General features: G+C 45.4%; 11 protein-coding genes. 9 read left to right on the top strand and 2 right to left on the bottom strand.

What is annotated here, in order from left to right; genetic code table 11:
- Positions 1-201 precede the first annotated feature (201 nt).
- The 4 genes from cysK to crr all read left to right on the top strand — a co-directional run bounded on the left by cysK (position 202) and on the right by crr (position 4204).
- Positions 202-1170: a cysteine synthase A gene (cysK, locus tag AC6R00_RS19500; protein WP_004746230.1), complete on the top strand. Its 969-nt coding sequence runs from the start codon at positions 202-204 to the stop codon at positions 1168-1170.
- A 300-nt stretch (positions 1171-1470) separates the two neighbouring features.
- The gene (locus AC6R00_RS19495) at positions 1471-1728 is read left to right on the top strand and encodes an HPr family phosphocarrier protein (protein WP_004415108.1); all 258 of its coding nucleotides are present in this window, start codon (positions 1471-1473) and stop codon (positions 1726-1728) included.
- Positions 1729-1865: 137 nt separating this feature from the next.
- Positions 1866-3590, top strand: coding sequence for a phosphoenolpyruvate-protein phosphotransferase PtsI (gene ptsI, locus AC6R00_RS19490; protein WP_500641625.1), 1725 nt, complete (start codon positions 1866-1868; stop codon positions 3588-3590).
- Between the two features lie 104 nt (positions 3591-3694).
- Positions 3695-4204 (top strand): PTS glucose transporter subunit IIA, encoded by a 510-nt coding sequence (crr, locus tag AC6R00_RS19485; protein WP_004746232.1) that lies wholly within the window; start codon positions 3695-3697, stop codon positions 4202-4204.
- A gap of 63 nt (positions 4205-4267) precedes the next feature.
- Here crr and AC6R00_RS19480 read toward each other — a convergent pair whose 3' ends face one another.
- Entirely contained in the window at positions 4268-5446 is a 1179-nt protein-coding gene (locus AC6R00_RS19480; RefSeq protein ID WP_500641624.1) for a 2-octaprenyl-3-methyl-6-methoxy-1,4-benzoquinol hydroxylase, read from the bottom strand.
- Between the two features lie 286 nt (positions 5447-5732).
- Between AC6R00_RS19480 and miaB the strand changes: the two genes are divergently transcribed.
- The 5 genes from miaB to lnt all read left to right on the top strand — a co-directional run bounded on the left by miaB (position 5733) and on the right by lnt (position 11366).
- The gene (gene miaB, locus AC6R00_RS19475) at positions 5733-7157 is read left to right on the top strand and encodes a tRNA (N6-isopentenyl adenosine(37)-C2)-methylthiotransferase MiaB (protein ID WP_004746234.1); all 1425 of its coding nucleotides are present in this window, start codon (positions 5733-5735) and stop codon (positions 7155-7157) included.
- Positions 7158-7265: 108 nt separating this feature from the next.
- A complete protein-coding gene (locus AC6R00_RS19470; protein ID WP_500641623.1) occupies positions 7266-8375 on the top strand; it encodes a PhoH family protein in 1110 nt (369 codons plus the stop codon).
- Positions 8372-8836: an rRNA maturation RNase YbeY gene (gene ybeY / locus AC6R00_RS19465; RefSeq protein ID WP_004746236.1), complete on the top strand. Its 465-nt coding sequence runs from the start codon at positions 8372-8374 to the stop codon at positions 8834-8836. The genes AC6R00_RS19470 and ybeY overlap by 4 nt, the downstream gene beginning before the upstream one ends.
- Positions 8837-8912: 76 nt before the next feature.
- Positions 8913-9812, top strand: a complete 900-nt coding sequence (gene corC / locus AC6R00_RS19460; RefSeq protein WP_004746237.1) for a CNNM family magnesium/cobalt transport protein CorC — start codon at positions 8913-8915, stop codon at positions 9810-9812.
- Between the two features lie 36 nt (positions 9813-9848).
- Positions 9849-11366, top strand: coding sequence for an apolipoprotein N-acyltransferase (lnt, locus tag AC6R00_RS19455; RefSeq protein ID WP_500641622.1), 1518 nt, complete (start codon positions 9849-9851; stop codon positions 11364-11366).
- A gap of 325 nt (positions 11367-11691) precedes the next feature.
- Here lnt and AC6R00_RS19450 read toward each other — a convergent pair whose 3' ends face one another.
- Positions 11692-12162, bottom strand: a complete 471-nt coding sequence (locus tag AC6R00_RS19450) for a zinc ribbon-containing protein (protein WP_171325340.1) — start codon at positions 12160-12162, stop codon at positions 11692-11694.
- Positions 12163-12267 lie beyond the last annotated feature (105 nt).

Below are 12267 nucleotides of genomic sequence, written 5' to 3'. Positions count from 1 at the left end.
CGAGCGCAGCGTTCCCGTATCCCGGAGGACGAAGTCCGTTCCCAGCCACTACCCTTTCATATCATATAACTATTTAATCCTTTTCTCGTTTTTTAACCTAGCCTAATCTCTACCCTACAAATCAATTCACTAGAACTGCATCTATTTGAAGCGTTTGCTTTAAAATAGATTTGAAACAGAACAGAGATGAAGGATCACACCATGAGTAAAATCTACGAAGACAATTCTCAAACTATTGGTAATACACCTCTTGTACGCCTAAACAAAGTAAGTAACGGCAAAGTGCTCGCAAAAGTCGAAGCACGTAACCCAAGCTTCAGCGTTAAATGTCGTATCGGTGCTAACATGATTTGGGAAGCGGAAAAGGCTGGCACACTTAAGCCTGGTGTAGAGCTTGTTGAACCTACAAGCGGTAACACTGGTGTGGCACTGGCTTTCGTTGCTGCTGCTCGTGGTTACAAGCTAACGCTAACTATGCCTGAATCAATGAGCCTAGAGCGTCGTAAGCTACTTAAAGCACTAGGTGCAAACCTTGAGCTAACAGAAGCTGCAAAAGGTATGAAAGGTGCGATTGCTAAAGCAGAAGAGATTGTCGCTAGCAACCCTGAAAAATACCTACTACTACAACAGTTCAACAACCCTGCAAACCCACAAATTCACGAGAAGACGACTGGTCCTGAAATTTGGGATGCAACGGACGGTGAAGTTGACGTATTTGTAGCGGGTGTGGGTACAGGTGGTACTATCACTGGTACAAGCCGATACATTAAAGGCGAAAAAGGCAAGAACATTGTTTCTGTTGCAGTAGAACCTGCAGAGTCTCCAGTGATTGCTCAAGCGCTTGCAGGCGACGAAATTCAACCTGCTCCGCACAAAATCCAAGGTATTGGTGCTGGATTTATCCCTGGCAACCTAGATTTAGAGCTTGTAGACCGTGTTGAGGCTGTTACATCAGAAGAAGCGATTGCGATGGCTCGTCGCCTAATGGAAGAAGAAGGTATCCTAGCCGGTATCTCATCAGGTGCAGCTGTTGTTGCAGCAAACCGCTTAGCAGAACTCCCTGAATTTGCAGGGAAAACAATTGTTACAGTTCTTCCAAGTTCAGGTGAACGTTACCTAAGCACAGCCCTGTTTGCGGGCATCTTTACCGAGAAAGAGAACGAACAGTAATATGTGTTCAAATCAATTTTTCGTCTAAAAAAGCCCCATTCAGGGGCTTTTTTGTTGATCCCTGCCTCACCTTTGGTAATATCAGGACTGTTTTATTTCTAGCATCAAAATAAAGAGCTAGATGAGAATTTCTCTCAATGGCGAACAACAGCATAGACTGGCGACGCGATTGTTAAATTTACAACCAGTATCAGTTCTGACACGAAATGAACGTTATGCGCCTAGCAGAATAGTACATTTACCGTTAAGCTAAATCTGGTTAAGAAACTATCAAAATATAAATCAATTGGGGTATATAACATGTACGAGAAGCAAGTAGAAATCACTGCAGAAAACGGTCTTCACACTCGTCCAGCTGCACAGTTCGTTAAAGAAGCTAAAGCATTCGACGCGGACATCACTGTGACTTCTAACGGTAAAAGCGCTAGCGCGAAGAGCCTTTTCAAGCTACAAACTCTTGGCCTAGTAAAAGGTACAGTAGTTTCTATCTCAGCTGAGGGCCCACAAGCTCAACAAGCTGTTGACCACCTAGTTGCTCTAATGGATCAACTACACTAATCCGGTCTCCTATTTTCAAAGCCATTTTGTGAAAGCAAAATGGCTTTGTTGGAAATAGGGCCAAATATAAGCTACAAATATTCGTTAGCGCACTCATTATTCTCCCGTTTTAAAGTTGACCAATTTAAGGTAAGGCTATGATTTCAGGCATCCTAGCATCTCCTGGTATTGCTATCGGTAAAGCACTACTACTTCAAGAAGATGAAATTGTCCTAAACACAAACACTATTTCTGATGATCAAGTAGAAGCAGAAGTTGCCCGTTTCTTCGAGGCGCGTAACAAATCATCTGCTCAGCTTGAAACTATCAAGCAGAAAGCACTTGAAACCTTCGGTGAAGAAAAAGAAGCGATCTTTGAAGGTCACATCATGCTTCTTGAAGACGAAGAGCTAGAGGAAGAAATCCTAGCGCTAATCAAAAATGACAAGATGCACGCAGATAACGCTATCCACACGGTTATCGAAGAGCAAGCATCTGCTCTAGAATCTCTAGACGACGAATACCTAAAAGAACGTGCAACAGATATCCGTGATATCGGCACGCGCTTTGTTAAAAACGCACTAGGTATCAATATCGTTTCTCTAAGCGATATTAACGAAGAAGTTATCCTAGTTGCTTACGACCTAACGCCATCTGAAACAGCACAAATCAACCTAGACTACGTTCTTGGTTTCGCTTGTGATATCGGCGGTCGTACTTCTCACACTTCTATCATGGCACGCTCTCTTGAGCTTCCAGCGATTGTGGGTACTAACGACATCACTAAACAAGTTAAGAACGGCGACATGCTGATTCTTGATGCGATGAACAACAAGATCGTTATCAACCCTTCTGAAGGCGAACTAGCAGAAGCGAAAGCGGTAAAAGCTGCCTTCATCGCTGAAAAAGAAGAGCTAGCGAAGCTGAAAGACCTACACGCTGAAACAACTGACGGTCACCGCGTAGAAGTTTGCGGTAACATCGGTACTGTTAAAGACTGTGACGGTATCATCCGTAACGGTGGTGAAGGTGTTGGTCTGTACCGTACTGAGTTCCTATTTATGGACCGTGATGCTCTGCCAACTGAAGAAGAGCAGTACCAAGCGTACAAAGAAGTTGCGGAAGCAATGAACGGTGAATCCGTAATCATCCGTACAATGGACATCGGTGGTGATAAAGATCTTCCATACATGGATCTTCCACAAGAGATGAACCCATTCCTAGGCTGGCGTGCAGTACGTATCAGCTTAGACCGTCGTGAAATCCTTCGCGACCAGCTACGCGGCATCCTACGTGCTTCTGCACACGGTAAACTGCGTATCATGTTCCCAATGATTATCTCTGTAGAAGAAATCCGTGAGCTTAAGAAAGCAATCGAAGAGTACAAAGCAGAGCTTCGCGCTGAAGGCCACGCATTCGATGAAGAAATCGAAATCGGTGTAATGGTTGAAACTCCTGCAGCAGCGGCTATCGCGCACCATCTAGCAAAAGAAGTGGCATTCTTCTCTATCGGTACTAACGACCTAACTCAGTACACGCTAGCGGTAGACCGTGGTAACGAGATGATCTCTCACCTTTACAACCCACTATCACCTGCTGTTCTAACCGTGATCAAGCAAGTTATCGACGCGTCTCACGCCGAAGGTAAATGGACTGGTATGTGTGGTGAGCTTGCAGGTGATGAGCGTGCAACACTTCTTCTACTAGGTATGGGTCTAGACGAGTTCTCAATGAGCGGCATCTCTATTCCTAAAGTGAAGAAAGTCATCCGTAACTCTAACTTTGCTGAAGTGAAAGCAATGGCTGAAGAAGCACTTTCATTACCAACAGCAGCAGAGATTGAAGCGGTTGTAGAAAAATTCATCGCAGAGAAAACTCAATAATCAGCTAATTCCAATAAGATAGGCGGCAAAAATTGTCGTCTATCTTCTGAGATTGGTATACTATAATTCGACAGAATTAAATAAAACGTTAGGAGCATGACACAATGGGTCTGTTTGACAAACTTAAGAAGCTAGTATCTGACGACAGCGCAGAAGCAGGTGCAATCGAAATTATCGCACCTCTATCTGGTGAAATCGTAAATATCGAAGATGTGCCAGATGTTGTTTTCGCTGAGAAAATTGTTGGTGACGGTATCGCGATCAAGCCTGCTGGCAACAAGATGGTAGCTCCTGTAAACGGTACTATCGGTAAGATCTTCGAAACTAACCACGCATTCTCTATCGAGTCTGACGATGGCGTTGAACTATTCGTTCACTTCGGTATCGACACTGTTGAGCTAAAAGGCGAAGGCTTCAAGCGTATCGCTGAAGAAGGTCAATCAGTTAAAGCTGGCGACACTATCATCGAGTTTGATCTAGCGCTACTAGAAGAGAAGGCAAAGTCTACTCTAACTCCTGTTGTTATCTCTAACATGGACGAAATCAAAGAGCTGAACAAGCTTTCTGGTTCTGTAACTGTTGGTGAAACTCCAGTACTACGTGTAACTAAGTAATTCCTACTTAGCAACGCACAAAAAAACGCAGCCAATCGGCTGCGTTTTTGTTTTCTATCTCTCTCACTTCAAACCCAAAGCATATTTCAGCACTTGTGTTTTAAGAGGCCCGGTATTCTCAGCGATTTTAAGTGCCGCATTCCGAACCAGTTTGAACGGGCCAATATCGTTACTGAACCCTTTGTAGAACAGATCCATTCCTGATTGCATTAACAGATTATCTGGTCGGCGTTTGCGCTCATACTGTTTCAGTACAGAGCCATCAATAGAGGTTTTACCCTCACACTCCGCCAGTAAGATTGCGACATCTTTAAATCCAAGATTGACGCCCTGCCCTGCCAATGGATTAATGGTATGTGCAGAGTCACCCACCAGCACACAGTTCTTATTGAAATAGGCTTGCGCATGACGACGAGTTAAAGGAAAAGAGCCAAACTGCAGCACTTTAATATCGCCAAGTTCAGCAGGAAAATGGGTTAAGACTTCTTCCCTCAATTGTTCTGGCGTCAGCGAACAGAGCTGCTTTATGCGCTTCGGGCTGTCATACCAGACTAATGAACCTTGTCCTGTTCCCTGTGATTGAGAAGCTAATGTTGCTAAAGGCAAAAAGGAGCGAGGCCCATGGGGGGTAAACTGCTGCCAAGTAATGTCCTGCTGAGCAAGCTCCGTTTCGACATTAATCAACATACAATGCTGCCTGTAATCCCAAGCGGTAACACCGATTCCTGCCAATTGACGTACTTTAGAATTAGCTCCATCAGCGCCAACGATCAATTCGGCGTCAAAGCACTCTCCAGACGTGAGTTCAACTCGATTGACCTCATCAAACTTGATGCTTTCTAACGTGTCGGGGCAAAACAGCGTAATATTTTCGAACTGCTCTAGTTGTTGCCACAAACCAAGCTGGATCAGTCGATTTTCAACGATATAGCCAAGTTGCTGCATGTTTAGAGCATCAGAGTGAAAACGAGTGCGGCACTCAGGGTGTTCCCACGTTTCTAAGCGGCGATATGGGCAGACTCGCATTTGCTCAATCTTTTGCCAAGCGCCAAGTTCATCGAGTATGGAAACAGAGTGCTCAGAGATAGCAGAAACACGAATATCCATTGGCTGCTCTGGAGAAAAAGCTTTTGGCGCGTAACCTTCTACAAGCGCGACTTTTCTACCCTGCTTGGCAAACCCGATAGCGGTAGCCGCTCCAACCATGCCACCACCAATCACTGCAACATCAAACTTGGTCATAATTTATACTTCATCATATTGATTATTTGGCTGTTTTTTATTGTACGTTTTCATTACTAAAATGTAACGAAAAACCTCAAGCGCACTATGGGCAAATCCCTTGATTGATAACGCTTTGAATAGATTTTACAGCAACACTAGTCAGTAGGTTTTTAAACCAGTACAATACGCCGCTTGCCAATCTATAGGCACAAAATTTAGTCATACATTAAACTCAAATGGATGACTTACTGGAAACATTGGGCGATTTGCTCCCTTAATTTAAACTAACGATCGAGCGAACAAAATGAGTAAGAAACTGCTAATTAAAACCTGGGGCTGCCAGATGAACGAATACGATTCATCAAAAATGGCGGATCTACTGAACGCGGCTAACGGCTATGAGCTGACGGAAGAACCAGAAGAGGCAGATGTACTACTTCTTAATACCTGTTCAATTCGCGAAAAAGCGCAAGAAAAAGTATTCCACCAGCTTGGTCGTTGGAAAACGCTAAAAGATAAAAAAGAAGGTGTGGTTATTGGTGTTGGTGGCTGTGTTGCTACTCAAGAAGGTGACCACATCCGCGAGCGTGCACCATTTGTTGACGTTATCTTTGGCCCACAAACACTGCACCGTCTACCTGAGATGATCAAACAGTCACAGTCAAATGAAGCACCTGTTATGGATATCTCTTTCCCTGAGATCGAGAAGTTTGACCGTCTACCAGAGCCTCGTGCTGAAGGTGCAACAGCGTTCGTTTCAATCATGGAAGGCTGTTCTAAGTACTGTACTTACTGTGTAGTACCTTACACTCGTGGCGAAGAAGTTAGCCGCCCAATGGATGACGTACTATTCGAAATCGCGCAACTTGCTGATCAAGGTGTACGTGAAGTAAACCTATTAGGCCAGAACGTAAACGCGTACCGTGGCCCAACCCATGAAGGTGATATTTGCTCTTTCGCAGAATTGCTTCGTCTTGTTGCCTCTATTGATGGTATCGACCGTATTCGCTTTACGACTAGCCACCCACTAGAATTCACTGACGACATCATCGCCGTTTACGAAGATACGCCAGAGCTTGTTAGCTTCCTGCACCTACCTGTACAAAGTGGTAGTGACCGTATTCTGACGATGATGAAGCGTCCACACACAGCGATTGAATACAAGTCGATCATTCGTAAGCTGCGTAAAGCGCGTCCTGATATTCAGATCAGTTCTGACTTCATTGTTGGCTTCCCTGGTGAAACGGCGAAAGACCACCAAGATACTATGAAGCTAATCAAAGACGTTGATTTTGATATGAGCTTTAGCTTTATCTTCTCTCCTCGTCCAGGCACGCCAGCGGCGGACTACCCATGTGACGTACCAGAGCAAGAAAAGAAAGAACGTCTATACGAACTGCAGCAAACCGTAAACGCGCAAGCTATGCGTTACTCACGCTTGATGCTCGATACTGAACAACGCGTTCTTGTTGAAGGCCCATCGAAAAAGAATCTAATGGAACTTCGCGCACGTACAGAGAACAACCGCGTGGTTAACTTCGAAGGCAGCGCAGACTTAATCGGTCAGTTTGTTGACGTGAAGATCACTGACGTTTTCGCTAACTCACTACGTGGCGAATTGGTTCGTACTGAAAAAGATATGGACCTACGATCTATCATTTCACCAACGCAAATGATGGCTCGCACCAAACGTGAAGATGAGCTAGGTGTAGCGACTTTTACGCCTTAAGCTTGAAAATAGCTGTATAAGTTACCATCTTAGAGATAGGTAACGATCGCCATTAGAAGCCCGGTCTAAATCGGGCTTCTTTCGAATGGCATATTTTGAGAGGCAACTTTGAGCAATAAAATTGTAACTCTAGAAATCAATCTAGAACCTTCTGATAACCGCCGCTTAGCCAGTTTGTGCGGTCCTTTCGATGACAATATCAAGCACTTAGAGCGTCGTTTAGGCGTCGAAATCAGCTACCGTGGTAACTTCTTTACTATCGTTGGTAAACCACATACTAGCGCTGCAGCACTTGAAATCATCAAAACACTTTACGTCAATACCGCTCCTGTTCGTGGCAATATTCCAGATGTAGAACCCGATGAAATTCATCTTGCGATCAAAGAGACAGGTGTTTTAGAGCAAGACCTTGAGTCAAGCTTCGAGCATGGTAAAGAAGTGTTCATCAAAACCAAAAAGGGTGTCATCAAACCACGTACACCAAACCAAGGTCAGTACCTGATGAACATGGTGACTCATGACATCTCTTTCGGCATTGGTCCTGCGGGTACAGGTAAAACCTATCTAGCGGTTGCGGCAGCGGTAGATGCTTTAGAGCGTCAAGAAATTCGTCGCATCTTGCTGACTCGCCCTGCGGTTGAAGCGGGTGAGAAACTCGGTTTCTTGCCGGGTGATTTGAGCCAGAAAGTCGACCCGTACCTTCGTCCGCTCTATGACGCCCTGTTCGAAATGCTCGGCTTCGAGAAGGTTGAAAAACTGATTGAACGCAATGTGATTGAAGTTGCCCCACTGGCTTATATGCGTGGTCGTACACTCAATGATGCTTTCATCATTTTGGATGAAAGCCAAAACACCACAGTGGAGCAGATGAAAATGTTCCTAACGCGTATTGGTTTTAACTCGCGCGCCGTGATCACAGGTGATATCACCCAGATCGACTTACCGCGTGGTGCGAAATCTGGGCTACGCCATGCCATTGAGGTGTTGAGCGAAGTTGATGACATCAGCTTTAACTTCTTCCTGTCTGACGACGTTGTTCGCCACCCAGTTGTTGCACGTATCGTCAATGCGTATGAGAAATGGGAAGCGAAAGATCAAAAAGAACGCAAAGAGTTCGAAAAGAAACGTCGTGAAGAGCGCGAAGCACAATTGATCGAAACGGCTAAAGCTGAGCTTTCAAAAAAAGTACAAGCAGAAACCGCTGAAGGTAAATCATGAGTATCGAACTAGATCTACAATTAGCGGTCGAAGATGAAAAAGGCTTACCAAGTTTTGATGATATTCATCTCTGGTTAAGCTCAGCGGTGACAAAATTCCAACCTCAAGCTGAAGTGACTGTGCGTTTGGTTGATGAACAAGAAAGCCATCAACTTAACCATGACTACCGTGGCAAAGATAAGCCGACCAATGTGCTCTCTTTTCCATTTGAAGCGCCTCCAGGTATTGAGATGGATTTGCTCGGCGATCTGATCATCTGCCGACAAGTTGTAGAACGTGAAGCGGTAGAGCAAAACAAACCTCTAATGGCTCACTGGGCGCATATGGTTGTACATGGTAGCCTGCATCTGCTAGGTTATGATCATATCGATGATGACGAAGCTGAAGAGATGGAGTCACTCGAAACAGAAATCATGCAAGGTATGGGTTTTGAAGACCCCTACATTGATGAGAAAGCGTAAAGTCGAGACTGTTTTCAACTCGGTTTTACCAACGTGAGCTATCACACATCTGATAGCGTTACTTAAATGAGAAACAATGAACGAAGACAATTCGCCCTCTTCTCTAGAAGGTAAGAAAGAAAAATCTGAAGGTCCGAGTAGAAAGTCCTTCTTCGGACGCCTAGGTCAACTTTTTCAAGGTGAACCAAAAGATCGCCAAGAGCTTGTGGATGTTATCCGTGACTCTGAAGAAAATGACCTGATCGACCACGACACCCGAGACATGCTTGAAGGTGTTATGGAGATCTCTGAAATGCGTGTGCGTGACATCATGTTACCGCGTTCGCAAATGGTTACGGTTGACCGCAGTGACGATTTAGACGCACTAATCAACCTTATCACTGATGCTCAGCACTCTCGCTACCCAGTAATTAGTGAAGATAAAGACCATGTTGAAGGTATTCTGTTAGCGAAGGACTTACTTAAATACTTAGGTTCTGGCAGCGAGCCATTTGATATCGAGCAAGTTATCCGCCCAGCGGTCGTTGTTCCTGAGAGTAAGCGTGTCGATCGCTTACTCAAAGAGTTCCGCGAGGAACGTTATCATATGTCTATCGTTGTTGATGAATTTGGCGGCGTATCTGGCCTTGTCACCATCGAGGACATCCTTGAAGAAATCGTTGGTGAAATCGAAGATGAATTCGACGATGAAGAAGAACTGGATATTCGCAAGCTAAGCAAACACACTTTTGCAGTGAAGGCTCTAACCACTATCGAAGAATTTAACGATACGTTTGGGACCTCTTTCAGCGACGAAGAAGTCGACACTGTAGGTGGTATGGTTATGACAGCATTTGGTCATCTACCTTCTCGTGGCGAGGTGGTAGAAATTGAAGGATATAACTTCAAAGTGACTTCAGCAGATAACCGTCGTGTTGTGCAACTACAAGTTACCATTCCTGACGAAGAGCTCATTGCAGACTCTACTGAAGAGTAACGCTAATCTCCCTTAGGGGAAGAGATAATATATACGATGATAAATTCCCTTTTTCATCGCCTAAAACGGCCGCTTGCGGCCGTTTTTGTTGGCGCTTTAACCACACTTGCATTTGCACCTTATCAATTATGGCCACTAGCGATTGTTAGCCCTGCCATTCTTTTGTTACTCATCCACCAGCAATCAGCGAAACGTGCACTATGGATCGGTTACGCATGGGGGCTTGGTCAATTCGCAACCGGCATCAGCTGGGTTCACGTCAGCATCGATAATTTTGGCGGTATGCCGAAAATTGCCAGTGTCTTTCTCATGGCGCTGCTAGTCGGTTATTTAGCCATCTACTCAGCCCTGTTCACTTGGAGTCTTAATCGCTTTTTCCCTGCGTCAACACGTACTCGATACATGTTAGTCGCACCTGCTCTCTGGCTTATCTGTGACTGGCTCCGTGGTTGGGTCATGACGGGTTTCCCGTGGTTATGGCTAGGTTACAGCCAAATAGACAGCCCATTGGGTAATTTCGCTCCACTTGGCGGTGTAGAGTTTATAACCTTACTAATAGTTTTAAGCGCAGGAGCGATCGCTTATGCCAGCTTACATCGCCAATGGTTACTGCTGCTCATCCCATCAGTGATCTTTATGACAGGTTTTGGTTTGCAGTCTGCTGCGTGGGTAACGCCAAACCCAGAGCAAACCACCAAAGTTGCACTCATTCAAGGTAACATCGCGCAAGAGTTAAAGTGGCAACCAAGCCAACGCTGGCCAACCATTATGAAGTACACCGACCTTACTCGTGAGAACTGGGATGCGGACATCATCATTTGGCCAGAAGCCGCGATACCAGCGCTTGAGTATGAGATTTCCTCTTTCCTAAGTAATCTCGATTCCGCAGCGCGTATGAATAACAGTGCGGTGATAACCGGAATCGTCAATCAAGGCGAAGATAAGAAGTTCTACAACAGTATTCTCACACTCGGTAAAAACCCGAATGGGGATTACAGCTACGACATGAACCTTCGTTACCATAAACATCACCTACTGCCGTTTGGTGAGTTTGTCCCATTCGAAGAAGTGCTGCGACCGATCGCGCCGTTTTTTAATCTGCCGATGTCTTCATTTAGCCGTGGTGATTTTGTCCAACCCAACATTGACGCCAATGGCAAACAAATGGCTCCAGCTCTTTGTTATGAAATCATCTTCAATGAGCAGGTAAGACAAAACGTCAATCAAGACACGGATTTTATCCTCACCTTGTCTAACGACGCTTGGTTCGGGCACTCAATTGGCCCGCTGCAACATATGGAAATCGCCCGTATGCGAGCGCTTGAGCTTGGTAAACCTGTTATTCGCGCCACCAATAACGGTGTCACAGCCGTGACTGACTATAAAGGTCATATCACAGCCCAAGTTCCGCAATTCGAAACCGCAGTGTTACGCGCCGAGATCCCATCAACATCCGGTGAGACCCCTTACCGTCAGTTTGGCACCTGGCCGATGTATATTTGGGTTGTGTTGAGTTTGGTTGTTGGGTGGAGAGCTAGAGAGCTAGAGAGCTAGAGAGCTACAGAGCTACAGAGCTACAGAGCTACAGAGCTACAGAGCTACAGAGCTACAGAGCTACAGAATTTTGTGGGTTGGCGCGTGCGTCAACCCTTTTTTGTTTTCAATAAATTACTCTGTCATCCTCAAGAGCGAGGGACGAGCGAGTTGGGGATCTCTAGAAGCGAGTCGAATACATTAAGGGATTCCCCACTCCTTCCTTCGTCAGTCTAGGGAATGACGGTATATAGCGTCGCTGTCCTCTCGAAGGGCGCAGCCCGGTCTCGACTCTCGAGCGCAGCGTTCCTGCATCCCGTAGGACGAAGTCCGTTCCCTGTTCCGCCTAAGGCTTAAGCGCCTGACGACTAAACCCTTTATGTCCGCAATTGGTACAAGGGATGATCACCGTTGGGTGATTGTATTGGGTCTTGTGTCCACATTCATCACAGACCAATACTCCTAATCCAATCACTTCCCCTGCCTGATAAAGCCCCTGATGTTCGAGATCTTGGAACAGCTCTACCCACTCCACTTTCGTCCGGTCAGTAATATCTAACAGACCTTGCCAAATCGAGTCAGCGACCATCAAATAGAATGGTCCACCTTTGGATTCTTCGTAGTTATCAGCGAACTCTTTTAAATCCGACTTCACGTACGCCGAAACCAAAGCCAACTCATCTTTAGTCAGATCATTGGCGGCTTGCGCTACTTTCCCTGAAGTTTCAATAACATTATTAACTTCATCTGGGCTGTGCTTGAGCGTTTCCACAACGTCTTCAAGCATCTCTTCATAACCTGCTTTTCTTTTTGGCATCGCTGACCTCCGTAATGAATCTCACAAACAAACTCGATATGTCGACTCAAGGTCGCTCCCTAACCATTTAAAGCTAAGGAGAGTATGGATTGGCTATTGTTGTGC

It is taken from the genome of Vibrio sp. R10-SF1-ISO8 (assembly GCF_059833805.1).
Note: the sequence above shows the minus strand (reverse complement) of the source record. Positions and strands in the feature narration are given on the sequence as shown.

What these genes read in the sequence shown, in the direction of transcription:
- AC6R00_RS19450 (WP_171325340.1), bottom strand. Translation starts at nt 12,162, where the DNA reads ATGCCAAAAAGAAAAGCAGGTTATGAAGAGATGCTTGAAGACGTTGTG.
- corC (WP_004746237.1), top strand. Translation starts at nt 8,913, where the DNA reads ATGAACGAAGACAATTCGCCCTCTTCTCTAGAAGGTAAGAAAGAAAAA.
- AC6R00_RS19480 (WP_500641624.1), bottom strand. Translation starts at nt 5,446, where the DNA reads ATGACCAAGTTTGATGTTGCAGTGATTGGTGGTGGCATGGTTGGAGCG.
- ptsI (WP_500641625.1), top strand. Translation starts at nt 1,866, where the DNA reads ATGATTTCAGGCATCCTAGCATCTCCTGGTATTGCTATCGGTAAAGCA.
- ybeY (WP_004746236.1), top strand. Translation starts at nt 8,372, where the DNA reads ATGAGTATCGAACTAGATCTACAATTAGCGGTCGAAGATGAAAAAGGC.
- miaB (WP_004746234.1), top strand. Translation starts at nt 5,733, where the DNA reads ATGAGTAAGAAACTGCTAATTAAAACCTGGGGCTGCCAGATGAACGAA.
- lnt (WP_500641622.1), top strand. Translation starts at nt 9,849, where the DNA reads ATGATAAATTCCCTTTTTCATCGCCTAAAACGGCCGCTTGCGGCCGTT.
- cysK (WP_004746230.1), top strand. Translation starts at nt 202, where the DNA reads ATGAGTAAAATCTACGAAGACAATTCTCAAACTATTGGTAATACACCT.
- AC6R00_RS19495 (WP_004415108.1), top strand. Translation starts at nt 1,471, where the DNA reads ATGTACGAGAAGCAAGTAGAAATCACTGCAGAAAACGGTCTTCACACT.
- crr (WP_004746232.1), top strand. Translation starts at nt 3,695, where the DNA reads ATGGGTCTGTTTGACAAACTTAAGAAGCTAGTATCTGACGACAGCGCA.